This is a genomic window from Streptomyces sp. NPDC046977 (assembly GCF_040644455.1).
Classification (GTDB): Bacteria; Actinomycetota; Actinomycetes; order Streptomycetales; family Streptomycetaceae; genus Actinacidiphila.
Genome location: NZ_JBEYWO010000021.1, coordinates 126902 through 142677, shown reverse-complemented (window position 1 = coordinate 142677; position 15776 = coordinate 126902). Strand labels below are relative to the sequence as shown.

Annotated in this window: 14 protein-coding genes; 7 read left to right on the top strand and 7 right to left on the bottom strand. The window is 72.4% G+C overall.

All coding sequences use genetic code 11. The features are described 5' to 3' along the window. Positions 1–16 precede the first annotated feature (16 nt). On the top strand, positions 17–1360 hold the full coding sequence (locus ABZ883_RS28370) for a UDP-glucose/GDP-mannose dehydrogenase family protein (RefSeq protein WP_360910951.1): 1344 nt from the start codon (positions 17–19) through the stop codon (positions 1358–1360). Positions 1361–1959: 599 nt separating this feature from the next. On the opposite strand, the gene ABZ883_RS28365 is transcribed toward ABZ883_RS28370, so the two are convergent. Further along, a complete protein-coding gene (locus ABZ883_RS28365; RefSeq protein ID WP_360910949.1) occupies positions 1960–3459 on the bottom strand; it encodes an oligopeptide:H+ symporter in 1500 nt (499 codons plus the stop codon). Between the two features lie 345 nt (positions 3460–3804). Between ABZ883_RS28365 and ABZ883_RS28360 the strand changes: the two genes are divergently transcribed. Both ABZ883_RS28360 and ABZ883_RS28355 read left to right on the top strand, forming a co-directional pair. Next, complete coding sequence (locus tag ABZ883_RS28360; protein ID WP_018559726.1) at positions 3805–4479, top strand: response regulator transcription factor; 675 nt, start codon at positions 3805–3807, stop codon at positions 4477–4479. A 59-nt stretch (positions 4480–4538) separates the two neighbouring features. Further along, entirely contained in the window at positions 4539–5780 is a 1242-nt protein-coding gene (locus ABZ883_RS28355; protein ID WP_360910947.1) for an ATP-binding protein, read from the top strand. A 13-nt stretch (positions 5781–5793) separates the two neighbouring features. Here ABZ883_RS28355 and ABZ883_RS28350 read toward each other — a convergent pair whose 3' ends face one another. After that, positions 5794–6345 (bottom strand): GtrA family protein, encoded by a 552-nt coding sequence (locus ABZ883_RS28350; protein ID WP_360910945.1) that lies wholly within the window; start codon positions 6343–6345, stop codon positions 5794–5796. 106 nt (positions 6346–6451) lie between these two features. On the opposite strand from ABZ883_RS28350, the gene ABZ883_RS28345 reads away from it, so the two are divergent. The 3 genes from ABZ883_RS28345 to ABZ883_RS28335 are packed head-to-tail and all read left to right on the top strand — an operon-like array spanning position 6452 to position 9333. Next, a complete protein-coding gene (locus tag ABZ883_RS28345; RefSeq protein WP_360910943.1) occupies positions 6452–7591 on the top strand; it encodes a 5-(carboxyamino)imidazole ribonucleotide synthase in 1140 nt (379 codons plus the stop codon). Then, the gene (gene purE / locus ABZ883_RS28340; RefSeq protein ID WP_360910941.1) at positions 7588–8118 is read left to right on the top strand and encodes a 5-(carboxyamino)imidazole ribonucleotide mutase; all 531 of its coding nucleotides are present in this window, start codon (positions 7588–7590) and stop codon (positions 8116–8118) included. Before ABZ883_RS28345 ends, purE begins: the two co-directional genes overlap by 4 nt. Beyond that, complete coding sequence (locus ABZ883_RS28335) at positions 8119–9333, top strand: dipeptidase (RefSeq protein ID WP_360910939.1); 1215 nt, start codon at positions 8119–8121, stop codon at positions 9331–9333. 269 nt (positions 9334–9602) lie between these two features. Here the strand turns inward: ABZ883_RS28335 and ABZ883_RS28330 are convergent, their stop codons facing one another. Together ABZ883_RS28330 and ABZ883_RS28325 are read right to left on the bottom strand one after the other, a co-directional pair. Next, the gene (locus ABZ883_RS28330; protein WP_360910937.1) at positions 9603–10091 is read right to left on the bottom strand and encodes an ATP-binding protein; all 489 of its coding nucleotides are present in this window, start codon (positions 10089–10091) and stop codon (positions 9603–9605) included. A gap of 142 nt (positions 10092–10233) precedes the next feature. Beyond that, complete coding sequence (locus ABZ883_RS28325) at positions 10234–10602, bottom strand: STAS domain-containing protein (RefSeq protein WP_360910935.1); 369 nt, start codon at positions 10600–10602, stop codon at positions 10234–10236. A gap of 219 nt (positions 10603–10821) precedes the next feature. On the opposite strand from ABZ883_RS28325, the gene ABZ883_RS28320 reads away from it, so the two are divergent. After that, positions 10822–11706: an RNA polymerase sigma factor SigF gene (locus ABZ883_RS28320; RefSeq protein ID WP_360910933.1), complete on the top strand. Its 885-nt coding sequence runs from the start codon at positions 10822–10824 to the stop codon at positions 11704–11706. A gap of 354 nt (positions 11707–12060) precedes the next feature. Here ABZ883_RS28320 and hutI read toward each other — a convergent pair whose 3' ends face one another. The 3 genes from hutI to ABZ883_RS28305 are packed head-to-tail and all read right to left on the bottom strand — an operon-like array spanning position 12061 to position 15772. After that, complete coding sequence (gene hutI, locus ABZ883_RS28315) at positions 12061–13233, bottom strand: imidazolonepropionase (RefSeq protein ID WP_360910931.1); 1173 nt, start codon at positions 13231–13233, stop codon at positions 12061–12063. Next, entirely contained in the window at positions 13230–14594 is a 1365-nt protein-coding gene (locus tag ABZ883_RS28310; RefSeq protein WP_360910929.1) for a formimidoylglutamate deiminase, read from the bottom strand. Before ABZ883_RS28310 ends, hutI begins: the two co-directional genes overlap by 4 nt. Further along, positions 14585–15772 (bottom strand): allantoate amidohydrolase, encoded by a 1188-nt coding sequence (locus ABZ883_RS28305; protein WP_360911039.1) that lies wholly within the window; start codon positions 15770–15772, stop codon positions 14585–14587. Before ABZ883_RS28305 ends, ABZ883_RS28310 begins: the two co-directional genes overlap by 10 nt. Positions 15773–15776 lie beyond the last annotated feature (4 nt).

The window sequence follows — 15776 nt, the reverse complement described above, 5'->3', positions numbered from 1 at the left end:
CAGGGAGGGAGCCTCCATGGCCCTCAAGCTCACCGTGATCGGCACCGGCTACCTGGGCGCCACGCACGCCGCCGCGATGGCGGAGCTGGGCTTCGAGGTGCTGGGGCTGGACATCGACCCCGCCAAGATCGAGACGCTGTCGGCGGGCCGGGTCCCCATGTACGAGCCGGGCCTGGAGGAACTGCTGGGCCGCCATGTCGCGGGCCTGCCCGGCGCGAGCGGCCGGCTGCGCTTCACGACGTCGTGGGAGGAGGTCGCCGCCTTCGGCGACGTCCACTTCGTCTGCGTCAACACCCCGCAGAAGCACGGCGAGTACGCCTGCGACATGAGCTACGTCGAGTCCGCCTTCGACCTGCTCGCCCCGCACCTGACCCGTCCCGCCCTCGTCGTCGGCAAGTCGACGGTGCCGGTCGGCAGCGCGGCGCGGCTGGCCGGACGGCTGGCCGAACTCGCCCCCGCGGGCCACCAGGCGGAACTGGCGTGGAACCCGGAGTTCCTGCGCGAGGGCTTCGCCGTCGAGGACACCCTGCACCCCGACCGGATCGTGGTCGGCGTCGCCTCCGAGCACGCCGAGAAACTGCTGCGCGAGATCTACGCGACCCCGGTCTCCGAGGGCACGCCGTTCGTCGTCGCCGACTACCCCACCGCCGAACTGGTCAAGACCGCGGCGAACGCCTTCCTCGCCACCAAGATCTCCTTCATCAACGCCATGGCCGAGGTCAGCGAGGCCGCCGGCGGCGACGTCATGAAGCTCGCGGAGGCCATCGGCCACGACGAGCGCATCGGCAAGAAGTTCCTGCGGGCCGGCATCGGCTTCGGCGGCGGCTGCCTGCCCAAGGACATCCGGGCCTTCATGGCCCGCGCCGGCGAACTCGGCGCCGACCAGGCCCTGACGTTCCTGCGCGAGGTCGACTCCATCAACATGCGGCGCCGGGCCCACATGGTCGAACTGGCCCGCGAGGCCTGCGGCAGCGGCGGCTTCCTCGGCAAGCGCGTCGCGGTGCTGGGCGCGGCCTTCAAGCCGGACTCGGACGACGTACGGGACTCCCCCGCGCTCAACGTCGCCGGGCAGATCCACCTCCAGGGCGGCCAGGTCACCGTCTACGACCCCAAGGCGATGGACAACGCCCGCCGCCTCTTCCCCACGCTCGGCTACGCGCCCAGCGCGCTGGAGGCGGTACGCGGCGCCCAGGTCGTGCTGCACCTGACGGAGTGGCAGGAGTTCCGCGAGCTCGACGCGGGGGCGCTGGGGGCCGTGGCGGGGCAGCGGCACATCATCGACGGGCGTAACGCGTTGGACGCGGCGGCGTGGCGGGATGCGGGGTGGACGTTCAGGGCGATGGGCCGCCCCAACGCGTAGCCCTGCGGGCGGCATGCGGGCCCCTGACGCCTCCGGTCCGGAGTTCCTTTTCCCCGCCCTCCCGCCCGTGTGCCCGGCAAGGTCTGGGCGCCCCGGCGCAAGTTGTGTGGGGGCCGGGTTCGGGGCCTCCGGGGCTGCACGTCCTGGACTGGATATTTACGTGCGTTTCCAGTGCCTTCGACTGTTCGCCCCGGGTGCCGCACACAAATATGCCGAACGTCCAGCACATCCACCCCTCCGACCCCGCCCCCTCCGTCTCGCCATGCGCCTGATCCCCGGTGGGTGGTGTAGAGGCGGCACCGTGCTCGGGCACCCGTAGGCGCAGCGCCGTCCAAGTGCGCAGCCGTCACCGCCCACAGCACCCCCACCGGCCGTAAGCCGCCCCAGCCGACCCCGGGAGGGGGTGCGCCGGGGTCCGCCCGCAGGGGACGAGCGGAGACCGCGGTGCGCAACACGTTGGCGTAGACCGCGAGCCCCGAGGACGGACTTCGGAGCGGCGCCGAACCCCCCAACGTACGCAGCGGGGCCCGCACTTACCGCGCCGGGCAATCGGGAGGGAGGGCGGGGAAAAAACCCAGGCGGCCAGCGCAGCGGAACCGCTAGTGCACGTCGCCCATCAGGGCGACCACCCGCTTGCGGTAGAGCACGAACGCCACACCCGCCGCCAGCGCCACGCCGCCCTGAATCGCGAAGGCCGTCTCCGACAGGAACCCCTCCCCGATGACCAGCTGAAGAATCGCCGCCACGCAGTCGCCCGCCGTCACGGCGAGGAACCACAGGCCCATCATCTGGCTGGCGTACTTGACCGGGGCCAGCTTCGTGGTCACCGACAGGCCCACCGGGGACAGGCACAGCTCCGCGGCGGTCTGGATGAGGTAGACCACGGCGAGCCACAGCGGGGTGACCCGGGTGTCGCCGGAGGCGGCGGCCTGGGCCAGCATCATCACGACGAAGGAGGCGCCGATGCCGACGAGGCCGAGCGCGAACTTCACGGTGGTGCTGGGGTTCCTCCGGCCCAGCTTCATCCACAGCAGGGCGAAGACCGGGGCCAGGGCCATCACGAAGAGCGGGTTCAGCGACTGGAACCAGCTCTCGGGGAAGTGGAAGCCCCACAGCTTGGACGCGGTGTGGTCGGAGGCGAAGACCGTCAGGGTCGAGCCGGACTGGTCATAGATCATCCAGAAGACGGCGGCGACGACGAAGAACCAGATGTAGCCGGTCACCTTGGTCTTCTCGTCCGAGGTGAGCTCCTGGTCGCGGCGGATGCGCGTGAAGTAGTACGCCGGCAGCGCCAGGCCCAGCAGCGAGAGCGGCCACAGCACCCAGTTGATCGTGAAGTGGCCGCTGAAGGTGACCACGCCGTAGAAGACGACCGCGGCGGCCAGCCAGAGCAGGGCCTTCTTCAGCAGTCCGGCGCGCTCGGCGGTGTCCAGGGGCGTGGGGACCACGCTGGAGACCGGCGCGAGGTGCTTGGTGCCCAGCAGGAACTGGCCGAGGCCGAGGCCCATGCCGACGCCGGCGAGGGCGAAGCCCAGGTGCCAGTCGACGTTCTGGCCGACGGTGCCGATGACCAGCGGCGCGAGGAAGGCGCCGAGGTTGATCCCGATGTAGAAGATCGTGAAGCCGCCGTCGCGGCGGGGGTCGTTCCGGTCCGGGTAGAGCTGGCCGACCATCGTGGAGATGTTGGACTTCAGCAGGCCGGAGCCGACGGCGATGAAGACCAGGCCGACGAAGAACGAGGCCCGGACGGGCACCGCCAGCAGGAAGTGGCCGATCATGATGATCGTGCCGCCGATGGCGACGGTGCGGCGCGGGCCCCACAGGCGGTCGGCGAACCAGCCGCCGGGCATGGCCAGCAGGTACACGGTGGCGGTGTAGACGCTGTAGATGGCGCCGGCGGTGGCGGCCTTCATGCCGAGGCCGCCGTCCGCGACCGAGGCCGTCAGGTAGAGGACGAGCAACGCCCTCATGCCGTAGTAGCTGAACCGCTCCCACGTCTCGGTCATGAAAAGTGTGGCCAGGCCGCGGGGGTGGCCGAGGAAGCTGCCGCCGGAACTGCTGTTCCGTGCGGCGAGGCCCTCAGTCAGGCTGGACGCCATGGGCTTTCCTTGCTGCTCGGGACGCGCCGCGCGAGGGGGGCGCGCCCGGGTGGGGGGTGACCGGCACCGGCGCACGCGAAGGCGCGCCGGGATCCACGGCCGCCGCCTTCCCAGGCGGCGGCCCCGGCCTACAGGTCAATGACTGATGCTGGTGGGGACCAGCCCCGTGGCAGTAGGGCCCCTTGACGTCACATGAACGCCAAAGGTCCCACGGGGGAACCGATACGGGCTTTTCGTTACTTTATGACAGCTTCACATGTGTTATATGGGGCGACTTGAGACGCGTCTCACAGCACGCGCGGCCCGCCCGGCGTGCGGTTTCTCCGAGCGGACTACCATCAGCGCATGACCCGCGTACTGCTCGCCGAGGACGACGCATCCATCTCGGAACCGCTCGCACGCGCGCTGCGCCGCGAAGGGTACGAGGTCGAGGTGCGTGAGGACGGACCGGCGGCGCTCGAAGCCGCCCTGCTCGGCTCCTTCGATCTGTTGGTGCTCGACCTGGGGCTGCCCGGAATGGACGGGCTCGAGGTGTGCAGGAGGCTGCGCACCGAGGGCCATGGATTCCCGGTGCTGGTGCTGACCGCCCGCGCCGACGAGGTGGACACGGTGGTCGGCCTGGACGCCGGCGCCGACGACTATGTGACCAAGCCCTTCCGGCTGGCCGAGCTGCTGGCCCGGGTGCGGGCCCTGCTGCGGCGCGGCACGGCGGAGGCGCAGCATCCCTCGACCCAGGGGGTGCGGATCGACGTCGAGTCGCACCGCGCCTGGATGGGCGACGAGGAGCTGCAGCTCACGGCGAAGGAGTTCGACCTGCTGCGTGTGCTGGTGCGGGACGCCGGGCGGGTGGTCACCCGTGAGCAGCTGATGCGCGAGGTGTGGGACACCACGTGGTGGTCCTCCACCAAGACGCTCGACATGCACATCTCGTGGCTGCGCAAGAAGCTCGGCGACGACGCGGCCGCGCCGCGCTACATCTCCACCGTCCGCGGCGTCGGTTTCCGGTTCGAGAAGAACTGAACGAACCGAACGCGATGCCCGCGGACCTGTCCGCCCCGGAAAGCTGAGACGCTTCACTCATGCGCCGCCGTCTCATCCAGTCCACGCTCGCCGTGGTGCTCGTCGTCATCGCCGTCTTCGGTGTCTCCCTGGTCATCGTGGAGACCCGGACGATCGAGAACAGCGCCAGGGAGAGCGTGGACTCGGAGGCGGTCCGGCTGATCGGCATCGTCGAGAGCCGGATCATCGGCGACGAGCGGATCAGCCGCGCGGTGCTGTCCCAGCAGATCGCGCCGGACCGCTACGCGCGGGTGACGATCCCGGGCGAGACCCCGATCGTCATCGGCACGCGGCCGACGGGCAAGGTGATCTCCTCCCAGCAGACGGGCGAGCACGGCGAGACCGTCGTCGTCCAGGAGTCGCGGAGCAAGGTCAGCCAGGAGATCGGCCGCACCCTCCTGATCATCCTCGCGGTGGCGCTGCTGGCGGTGCTGGCCGCCGTGGTGCTGGCGGTGCGGCAGGCGCGCCGGCTGGGCAGTCCGCTGACCGATCTGGCGGAGACCGCGGAACGGCTGGGCTCGGGCGACCCGCGGCCCCGGCACCGCCGCTACGGGGTGCCGGAGCTGGACCGGGTCGCCGACGTGCTGGACCGCAGCGCCGAGCGGATCGCCCGCATGCTGACCGCGGAACGGCGGCTGGCCGCGGACGCCTCGCACCAGCTGCGCACCCCGCTGACCGCGCTGTCGATGCGGCTGGAGGAGATCATCGCCACCGCCGACGACCAGGAGACGGTCAAGGAGGAGGCGACGATCGCGCTCGGCCAGGTCGAGCGGCTGACCGACGTCGTGCAACGGCTGCTCACCAACGCGCGGGACCCGAGGACGGGTTCCGCGGTGGTCTTCGACATCGACGACGTGATCAAGCAGCAGGTCGAGGAGTGGCGCCCGGCCTACCGCAGCGCGGGGCGGGTCATCACCACGGGCTCCGACCGGATGCGCGCGGTGGGCACGCCGGGCGCGGTCGCGCAGGTGCTGGCCACGCTGCTGGAGAACGGGCTGATGCACGGCGCGGGCACGGTGGCGATCTCCACGCGGGTCACCGGCAACCAGGTGGTGGTGGAGGTGACGGACGAGGGCCAGGGCGTGCCGCCGGAGCTGGGGGCCCGGGTCTTCGAGCGCACGGTCAGCGGGCGCAACTCCACGGGCATCGGTCTGGCCGTCGCACGGGACCTGGCCGAGGCGGACGGCGGCCGGCTGGAACTGCTCCAGCAGCGTCCGCCGGTCTTCGCGCTCTTCCTGGCCCGCCAGGAACCGCCGGTGTGACGTCGGGCGGCGGCTAGCCCGCGCGTCCGACGCGGGCGCCGGGCACTTCGCCGACGGTCTCGCCCTCGGCTTCGGCCAGGAACGATTCTGCCTGCCGTACGGCGCCGTGGCTCGGCAGGGCCTTGAAGACCCAGCTGCGGTAGGACCAGAAGCGGAAGAGGGTGGCGACCCCGATGCCGAGGAACTTGAAGACGTTGCTCTGCAGCGGGCTGTCCCAGTGGAAGCCGTAGGTCGCCATGTAGAGCAGGCCGTTCTCGATCACCAGCCCGATCGCGCTGAAGAGCAGGAACAGCCCCAGCTCGCGGGTGCGGCCGCCCTTGTCACGGTCGCGGTAGGTGAAGTAGCGGAAGCCGACGTAGTTGAAGACGATGGCCACGACGGTCGCGATGACGCTGGCGCGCACCACCTGGAGGTCCGTGAGGTGCCGGACGAGGTTGAAGACGCCGATGTTGACCAGCACGCCCGCGCCGCCGACCGCGCCGAACTTGGCGACCTCGCGAGCTATCCCCCACAGGCGGTCGGTGAGCACCGCCGGCCGGGCGCTGTGCCCCGTCACTTCGCCCATGTGATCGCCCGGTCCCGTCTGTCTTCGGTCAGAGGCCTTCATGCTAGCCGGGGGGCCGGTGGGACAGGGGTCGGGGCGTCATTCGTACCCAGATATCCTGGTGACTGTGACATTCCCGGTAGTCGGCATGATCGGCGGCGGCCAGCTCGCCCGTATGACCCATGAGGCGGGCATCCCGCTCGGCATCAGATTCAAGCTCCTCAGTGACACCCCCGTGGACTCCGCGGCCCTGGTGGCGGGAGACGTCGTCATCGGCGACTACCGCGACCTGGAGACGCTGCGCGCGTTCGCGGCCGGCTGCGACGTGATCACCTTCGACCACGAGCACGTGCCCACCGAGCACCTGCGGGCCCTGGAGGCCGACGGCATCGCCGTCCGCCCGGGGCCGGACGCCCTCGTGCACGCCCAGGACAAGGGCGTCATGCGGGCGAAACTGGACTCCATCGGCGTGCCGTGCCCGCGGCACCGCATCGTGGCCGACCCGGCGGACGTGACGCGCTTCGCGGCGGAGGGCGCCGGGTACCCGGTGGTGCTCAAGACCGTGCGCGGCGGCTACGACGGCAAGGGCGTGTGGGTGGTCCGCGACGAGGCGGGCGCCGCCGAGCCGTTCCGGGCCGGGGTGCCGGTGCTCGCGGAGGAGAAGGTCGACTTCGCGCGGGAGCTGGCGGCGAACGTCGTGCGGTCCCCGCACGGGCAGGCGGTGGCCTACCCGGTGGTGGAGTCGATCCAGGTCGACGGCGTGTGCGACACCGTGATCGCGCCCGCCCCGGACCTGCCCGAGGCGCTGTCGGCGCAGGCTCAGCAACTGGCCCTGACCATCGCCAGGGAACTGGGCGTCGTCGGCCACCTCGCGGTCGAGCTGTTCGAGACCCGGGACGGCCGGATCCTGGTCAACGAGCTGGCGATGCGCCCGCACAACAGCGGCCACTGGACCCAGGACGGCGCCGTGACCTCGCAGTTCGCCAACCACCTGCGGGCGGTGCTGGACCTGCCGCTGGGCGACCCGCGCCCGCGGCAGCCGTGGACGGTGATGGCGAACGTCCTCGGCGGCGACTACCCCGACATGTACCAGGGCTATCTGCACTGCATGGCCCGGGACCCGCAGCTGAAGATCCACATGTACGGCAAGGACGTGAAGCCCGGCCGCAAGGTCGGTCACGTCAACACCTACGGCGCCGACCTGGCCGATGTGCGCGAGCGCGCCCGGCACGCCGCCGACTACCTGCGAGGGACGATCACCGAATGAGCAGCAGCCCCCTGGTCGGCATCGTGATGGGTTCCGACTCCGACTGGCCGGTCATGGAGGCCGCCGCCCAGGCACTCGACGAGTTCGAGGTGCGCTACGAGGTCGACGTCGTCTCCGCGCACCGCATGCCGCGCGAGATGGTCGCGTACGGCGAGCAGGCCGCCGGGCGCGGCCTCAAGGCGATCATCGCGGGCGCCGGCGGCGCGGCCCACCTGCCGGGCATGCTCGCCTCGGTGACGCCGCTGCCGGTGATCGGCGTTCCGGTGCCGCTGAAGTACCTGGACGGCATGGACTCGCTGCTGTCCATCGTCCAGATGCCGGCCGGGGTGCCGGTCGCCACCGTCTCGGTGGCCGGCGCGCGCAACGCGGGCCTGCTGGCGGTGCGGATGCTCGCCGCGCACGACACCGACCTGCTGGAGCGGATGCGGCACTTCCAGGAGGAGCTGAACCAGCAGGCGACCGAGAAGGGCAAGCGCCTGCGTGCCAAGGTGGAGGGGTCGGCCGGCTTCGGTTTCGGAGGCAAGTAGATGAGCACCGGGGACGAACTGCTCGCGCGGGCACGGGAACTGCTCGATGCCGATCCCGTCGTGGACGGGCACAACGACCTCCCCTGGCGGCTGCGCGAGCAGGTGCGCTACGACCTCGACCTGCGGGACATCGCCGCCGACCAGTCGGCGCACCTGCACACCGACCTCCCCCGGCTGCGGGCCGGGCGGGTCGGCGCCCAGTTCTGGTCGGTGTACGTGCGCAGCGGCCTGGCCGGCGGGGACGCCGTCGCCGCCGTGCTGGAGCAGATCGACTGCGTCCGGCGCCTGATCGGGCGCCACCCCGGCGACCTGCGGGCCGCGTTCACCGCCGACGACATGGAGTCCGCCCGCGCCGAGGGCCGCATCGCCTCGCTGATGGGCGCCGAGGGCGGGCACTCCATCGCCAACTCCCTCGGTGTGCTGCGGACGTTGTACGCGCTGGGTGTGCGCTACATGACGCTCACCCACAACGACACCATCGACTGGGCGGACTCGGCCACCGACGCGCCCCGGCACGGCGGTCTGACCCCCTTCGGCGAGGAGGTCGTCCGCGAGATGAACCGCCTCGGCATGCTCGTCGACCTCTCGCACGTCTCGCCCGACACGATGCGCGCGGCGCTGCGGGTGTCCCGGGCGCCGGTGCTGTTCTCGCACTCCTCCGCGCGGGCGGTCTGCGACCACGTGCGCAATGTGCCCGACGACGTGCTGGAGCGCCTGCCGGACAACGGCGGGGTCGCCATGGCGACCTTCGTGCCGCAGTTCGTGCTGCCCGCCGCGGCCGAGTGGATCGTCGGAGCCAACGCCGAGATGACCGCGCACGGGCTGCACCCGCTGGACCAGACGCCGCAGGCACTGGCGGTCCAGCGGGCCTACGAGGACGCCAACCCCCGGCCGGTCGCGACCATCGGCACCGTCGCCGACCATCTGGACCACATGCGTGAGGCGGCCGGTGTCGACCACATCGGGCTCGGCGGCGACTACGACGGCGTCTCGTACCTGCCCGAGGGCCTGGGCGACGTGTCCGGCTACCCGCGGCTCTTCGCCGAACTGCTGCGCCGCGGCTGGTCGCGGGAGGACCTGGCAAAGCTGGCGTGGCGGAACGCGGTACGCGTCCTGCGGGACGCGGAGTCGGTGGCGGCGGACCTGCGGGACGAGCGGCCGTCCAACGCCTCCATCGAGGAACTGGACGCCTCCGCCGCCCCCGGCAGGGAATGACACCGGCCACCGACGAACAACCGCAAGAAGCGCGGTCCTCACCGTCCGCACGCGTCGGCCGCCTCCGCGGCCTCCTCGCCGAACTGCCGCGCCGCGGCCGGTCGCAGGAGGACCTGGCGAAGCCGGCATGGCACAACGCGGTGCGCGTCCTGCGACCCTGACGGGCCGTCACGTGGCGCGGGGCGGCCGAGGTCGTCGCCCCGGTCGCACGAAAACCGACGCACCGCGGGATGCGCCGGGATGGGGAACGGTGGAGGTCGGGGAGCCGGCTACGCGGGAGCCGCGACCTCGGCCCAGACCGTCTTGCCGGGCTGCCCGTCCATGCCGCGCAGCACACCCCAGTCCAGGCAGAGCCGCTGCACGATGAACATGCCGTGCCCGCCCGGCCGGCCGGCGCGGTGCGGGGTCCGCGGGGCGGGGTCGCCCACGCCGCCGTCGGCGACCTCCAGACGGAGCGATTTGGGCTGCCGGTGCAGCCGCAGTTCCTCGGGGCCGCCCGCGTGCAGGCAGGCGTTCGTCACCAGCTCGGAGACGACCAGCAGGACGTCCTCGGCGGCGGCCCGCCGGTCCGCGGAGTCGGCCGGGAGCCAGCCCCAGTCGTTCAGGGCCTGCCGTGTGAAGTCACGTGCCATGGGCACGGCGCCCGCGACACCCGACAGATGGAGTCTGCGCACCTGGGCCTCCCCCGGTCCGGAGGGCAGCGCGTCCGCGCCGCCCGAGTTGCGGTCGTCCGCCGCAGGGGGCCGCGTGGTGCTCATCAGCGCCTCCACTCACCGATGTCCGCCAGTGTCAGATGTGATCCCGAGGTGTCTCCTGCCCTGCCCTCCCCGCGGGACACATCCGGATTGCCGGGCGACCAGGGCACGCCGCACGGGCCCCCGCGCGGGGCCCGCCGGAGGATCACTCCTTGAGCGCGTCGTCCAGCGTGTCGTGCACGGTGAAAACGGCCTCGGCACCGGTGATCGAAAAAACCTTGGCCACGGCCGGCCGCATCCCCGCCAGGTGGACGGAACCACCGGCCGCCTCCGCCTTCAGACGGGCGCCGAGCAGCACGTTCAGTCCGGTGGAGTCGCAGAACTCCAGACCGGTGCAGTCCACGACGAGCGTGCTGTGACCGTCCTCGACGAGCTGGTCCAGCGGCTCGCGCAGCAGGTCCGCCGTGTGGTGGTCGAGCTCACCGGTGGGCGCGACGACCGCGCTCGTGCCCGAGCGGCTCACAGCGACACGCAGCCGGTCACGGCCGGTCGTCCCGACCATCTCGCGGTCCATGCGCACTCCTCCCGGATGAATCGGCCATGCGCATCTCGCACCCTACGCGCTTTCCTGACCTCGGTGGTAGTCGCTCCGGGAGACCTGCGGCCCCTGCCGGGACCGCGCCAGGACAGGACCGGCCCGAGTTGCAATATCCGCGCCAAACGGGGTAGGCGTGGAGTGTGGGCTGAATTCCTGGTTCCGCATGCCCCCGTCACCGCACCGAGGGAGGAGAGCATGGCATCCCGGCTCGACGCGCGCGACGCGTCGGCGACTACGGAGACCACCGTTCACAAGGAGTACGGGACCCCGGAGGGCCTGGAGGACCTGCCGGAGATCCCGCCTTACGACGAGGTGGGGCCGGTGGACGCACGGGCGCTGTCCAAAACGCTCTTCCAGCGACTGGAGACGCTGGAGGAGGGCACCCACGAGTACAGCTATGTGCGCAACACCCTGGTCGAGCTCAATCTCGCCCTGGTGAAGTTCGCGGCGTCCCGGTTCCGCTCCCGCAGCGAGCCGGTCGAGGACATCGTCCAGGTCGGCACGATCGGGCTGATCAAGGCCATCGACCGCTTCGAGATGAGCCGCGGCGTCGAATTCCCCACCTTCGCCATGCCGACGATCATCGGCGAGATCAAGCGGTTCTTCCGCGACACCTCCTGGTCCGTGCGCGTCCCGCGCCGGCTGCAGGAACTCCGCCTGGACCTGGCCAAGGCCGGTGACGAACTGGCCCAGAAGCTGGACCGCGCGCCGACCGTCGCGGAACTCGCCGAGCGGCTGCAGATCAGCGAGACCGAGGTCGTCGAGGGCATGAGCGCCAGCAACGCGTACACCGCGAGCTCACTGGACGCCCAGCCCGAGGAGGACGACTCCGAGGGTGCGCTCGCCGACCGGATCGGCTACGAGGACCACGGTCTGGAGGGGATCGAGTACGTGGAGTCCCTCAAGCCCCTGATCGCCGAGCTCCCCTACCGCGACCGGCAGATCCTGTCGCTGCGCTTCGTGGGCAACATGACACAGTCCGAGATCGGCCAGGAACTGGGCATCTCGCAGATGCACGTGTCCCGGCTGCTGACCCGCACCCTCGGACGGCTCAGGCGCGGCCTGCTCGTGGAGGACTGACCCCCTCCAGCTCTCTCCTGCGGAACGGCCCCCGCCCCTCTCACCAGGCGCGGGGGCCGTTCTGCTGGGTTCGCTCACCCGGACCGCCTTCACACCCCCCACCGGGGATCAGGCGCTTGCAGCTACGGAGGGGGCGGGGTTGGAGGGGTGGTGTTCTGGACTGTGGAGCATATTTGGGTGCACAACCCGGGGCACGCAGCCGACAGTGCTTGAGGCACCTAAATGTGCTGTCCAGAATGGCAGCCCCGGAGGCCCCGAACCCGGCCCCCACACAACGCGCGTCGGGGCGCCCAGACCGTGCCGGGCACACGGGCGGGCGGGCGGGGAAAAAACCCGGTACAGCAAAGCGCAGCGCTACGCCGGGACCCGCACCCCCCGCCGCCACACGGCGGAGACCAGCGGCACCCCGGGCCGGTAGGCCAGGTGCACGTGCGAGGGAGCGTCCAGCAGCACCAGGTCCGCCCGCGCCCCCGGCGCCAGGTGCCCGACGTCCTCGCGGCGCAGCGCCCGCGCCCCGCCCCACGTGGCCGCCCGCACCGCCTCGTCCGGGGTCATGCGCATGTCCCGCACGGCCACGGCCACGCAGAAGGGCATCGAGCTGGTGAAGGAGGAGCCGGGGTTGCAGTCCGTGGACAGCGCGACCGTGACGCCCGCGTCGATCAGCCGCCGCGCGTCGGGGTAGACCGCGCGGGTGGAGAACTCGGCGCCGGGGAGCAGGGTGGCCACCGTACGGCCGCCCGCCAGGGCGTCGACATCGGCGTCGGTGAGGTGCGTGCAGTGGTCCGCCGAGGCGGCGTCCAGCTCCACGGCGAGCTGCACACCGGGGCCGTGGCCGAGCTGGTTGGCGTGGACGCGCGGGACCAGGCCGCGGGCGGCGCCCGCGGTGAGGATCGCGCGGGCCTGGTCGCCGTCGAAGGCGCCGCGCTCGCAGAAGACGTCGACCCAGCGGGCGTGCGGGGCGCAGGCGTCGAGCATCGGGCCGGTGACGAGGTCGACGTAGCCGGCGGGGTCGTCGGCGTACTCGGGGGCGACGATGTGAGCACCGAGATAGGTGACCTCGTCGGCGTGGTCGCCCGCGATCCGCAGCGCGCGGGCCTCGTCGTGCGGGGTGAGGCCGTAGCCGGACTTGGTCTCGATGGTGGTGGTGCCCTGGCGCAGCGCCTCGGCGACGTAGCGGGCGACGTTGGCGTGCAGTTCCTCGTCGCTCGCGGCCCGGGTGGCGGCGACGGTGGTGCGGATGCCGCCCGCGGTGTAGGCCTGGCCGGACATGCGGGCGTTGAACTCGCGGGTGCGGTCGCCGGCGAAGACCAGGTGGGAGTGGGAGTCGACGAAGCCGGGGACGACCGCCCGTCCCGCCGCGTCGTACGCCTCGTCGGCGGCGGGCGCCTGCGCGCTGGGGCCGACCCAGGCGACGTGCTCCCCGTCGATGACGACGGCGGCGTCCTCCAGCAGGCCGAGCGGGCCCTCGCCGAGTGCCGGGTCGTTGGTGACCAGGCTGCCGATGCCGGTGATGACACTGCTGCTCATGAGGGGCTTCCTTCGACGGCGGAGAGTTCGGCGATCGCGGCGGCCAGCGCCCCGCCCACGTCGCGCACGAACTGGTGGGCCCCGTCGCGCACGATGTGGCGCCCGCCGACCACGGTGTGCCGGACATCGGCGTTGGTGGCGGCGAAGACCGCCGTCTCCACACCCAGTCCGGGCGGCGGTCCCGCGGTGCGGGCGGAGTCCAGGGCGACGGTGGTGAAGTCGGCGAGGGCGCCCGGCTCCAGCCGGCCGCCGTCCGCCCAGCCGAGCGAGGCGTGCCCGTCGGCGGTGGCGGCTGCCAGCAGGGCGGCGGCCGTCCAGTGGCCGCGGGTGCGGGTGCGCAGGCGCTCGTCGAGCTCCATCGCGCGCGCCTCCTCGAACAGGTCGATCACCGCGTGACTGTCGCTGCCCAGGCTCAGCGGGCTGCCCGCTTCCTGGAGCGCCCGGGCGGGGCCGATGCCGTCGGCGAGGTCGCGTTCGGTCGTGGGGCACATGCAGATCGTCGTGCCGGAGCCGCCGAGCAGCGCGATGTCCTCCTCGGTGAGGTGCGTGGCGTGCACCGCCGAGGTGCGCGGGCCGAGCACGCCGTGGTCGGCGAGCAGCCGGGTGGGGGTGACGCCGTACGCGGCCAGGCAGGCCTCGTTCTCCGCGGGCTGCTCCGACAGGTGCACATGCAATGGGGCCTGCCGGTCCCGCGCCCAGCGCACGACGGTGCCCAGCTCCCCCGCGGGAACCGCCCGCACCGAGTGCACGGCGGCGCCGATCCGTACCTGCGGGCCGTCGCGCAGCACGGCGGCGCGCTCGGCCCAGGACTCCGCGTCGCCGTCGCTGAACCGCAGTTGGTGCGGCTCGGGGGCGGCGCCGAAACCGGAGGAGAGGTAGACGGTGTCCAGCAGCGTGATGCGGATGCCGGCCTCGTGGGCGGCGGCGATCAGGGCCTGACCCATCGCGTTGGGGTCGGCGTAGGGGGCGCCGCCGGGCCGGTGGTGCACGTAGTGGAACTCGCCGACGCAGGTGATGCCGGCCAGCGCCATCTCCGCGTACGCGGCCTTGGCGAGGGCGAAGTAGTTCTCGGGCGTGAGCCGCCCGGCCACCGCGTACATCACCTCCCGCCACGTCCAGAACGTGCCGGCGCCCGCCTGCACGGTGCCGCGCAGCGCCCGGTGGAAGGCATGGCTGTGCGCGTTGGCCAGGCCCGGCAGGGTCAGCCCGCGCAGCGCGACCGCACCCACGGGCGGCGCCGGCACATCGGTGCGCAGCGCGGCGATCCGGCCGTCGGCGGTGGCCTCCACGACCACGCCCGCCCGGACCCGGCCGCCGGTCCAGGCGTACTCGGCCCAGTAGCTCTGCGGGGTCAGTGACACGCCAGGCCCTCCAGTACGTCGGCGAGCGCGGTCACCCCGGCCGCGCAGTCGTCCTCGGTCGCGGTCTCCGCCGGGGAGTGCGAGACCCCCGTCGGGTTCCGTACGAACAGCATGGCGGTCGGCACCGCCTCGGAGAGGATGCCGGCGTCGTGTCCCGCGCCGGTCGGCAGCACGGGAGCGCCACCGAGCAGCTTGGCGAGTGCGTCGCGCAGGTCGTGGGCGAACTCCACGACCGGGGTGAACGACTCGCGGGTCATGGTGACGGCGACGCCGTCCCGCCCGCCCCGCTCCACCGCGGCCCGCTCGATCTGCGCGACGAGCGCGGCGAGGGTCGCCTCGTCGGCCGCGCGCGAGTCCAGCCAGCCGCGCACCAGGGAGGCGATGGCGTTGACGCCGTTGGGTTCGACGCCGACCTTGCCGAAGGTGGCCAGCGCCCCGGCGGACCGGGCCTCTTCGCGGGCCGCGAGCACGGTGGCGGCGTACGTCAGCATCGGGTCGTGGCGGTCGTCCAGGCGGGTGGTGCCCGCGTGGTTGGCCTCACCGTGGAAGTCGAACCGCCAGCGGCCGTGCGGCCAGATCGCGGAGGCGACGCCCACCGCGTGGGGGGTGTCGGCGAGGAAGCGGCCCTGCTCGACGTGGAGTTCGACGAACGCGCCGATCCTCGCGAGGCGTTCGGGGTCCGGGCCGATCGCCTCGGGGTCGTGCCCGGCGCGTTCCATGGCCCGCGCGAGGGTGACGCCGTCGCCGTCGCGCAGTTGCCGGGCCTTGTCCGGGGTGAGCTGCCCGGCGGTGAGCCGGGAGCCGACGCAGGCCAGTCCGAAGCGCGCGCCCTCCTCGTCGCCGAAGTTGACGATCGCCAGGGGCTTGTCCGGGCGGGCGCCGCGGGCGCGCAGTTCGTCCAGCGCCGCGAAGGACGAGACGATGCCGAGCGGGCCGTCGAAGGCGCCGCCGTCCGGCACCGAGTCCAGGTGCGAACCCGTGACGACGGCATCCCCCGCTGCGGGGTCGCCGAGCCAGGCCCACTGGTTGCCGTTGCGGTCCAGCTCGTAGGCCAGGCCCCGGCTCTCGGCCTGCGCGCGGAACCAGGCGCGGCAGTCGGTGTCCGCGCCGGTCCAGGCGTGGCGGCGGTAGCCGCCGGAGCCGGAGTCGCGGCCGATCGGCCGCAACTCCGTCCACATCTCG

Bases quoted from the DNA above. Each gene is read 5' to 3' on its own strand.
- hutI (WP_360910931.1), bottom strand. From the start codon at position 13,233: ATGAGCAGCAGTGTCATCACCGGCATCGGCAGCCTGGTCACCAACGAC.
- ABZ883_RS28350 (WP_360910945.1), bottom strand. From the start codon at position 6,345: ATGGGCGAAGTGACGGGGCACAGCGCCCGGCCGGCGGTGCTCACCGAC.
- ABZ883_RS28330 (WP_360910937.1), bottom strand. From the start codon at position 10,091: ATGAGCACCACGCGGCCCCCTGCGGCGGACGACCGCAACTCGGGCGGC.
- ABZ883_RS28320 (WP_360910933.1), top strand. From the start codon at position 10,822: ATGGCATCCCGGCTCGACGCGCGCGACGCGTCGGCGACTACGGAGACC.
- ABZ883_RS28360 (WP_018559726.1), top strand. From the start codon at position 3,805: ATGACCCGCGTACTGCTCGCCGAGGACGACGCATCCATCTCGGAACCG.
- ABZ883_RS28370 (WP_360910951.1), top strand. From the start codon at position 17: ATGGCCCTCAAGCTCACCGTGATCGGCACCGGCTACCTGGGCGCCACG.
- ABZ883_RS28365 (WP_360910949.1), bottom strand. From the start codon at position 3,459: ATGGCGTCCAGCCTGACTGAGGGCCTCGCCGCACGGAACAGCAGTTCC.
- purE (WP_360910941.1), top strand. From the start codon at position 7,588: ATGAGCAGCAGCCCCCTGGTCGGCATCGTGATGGGTTCCGACTCCGAC.
- ABZ883_RS28325 (WP_360910935.1), bottom strand. From the start codon at position 10,602: ATGGACCGCGAGATGGTCGGGACGACCGGCCGTGACCGGCTGCGTGTC.
- ABZ883_RS28335 (WP_360910939.1), top strand. From the start codon at position 8,119: ATGAGCACCGGGGACGAACTGCTCGCGCGGGCACGGGAACTGCTCGAT.
- ABZ883_RS28355 (WP_360910947.1), top strand. From the start codon at position 4,539: ATGCGCCGCCGTCTCATCCAGTCCACGCTCGCCGTGGTGCTCGTCGTC.
- ABZ883_RS28305 (WP_360911039.1), bottom strand. From the start codon at position 15,772: ATGTGGACGGAGTTGCGGCCGATCGGCCGCGACTCCGGCTCCGGCGGC.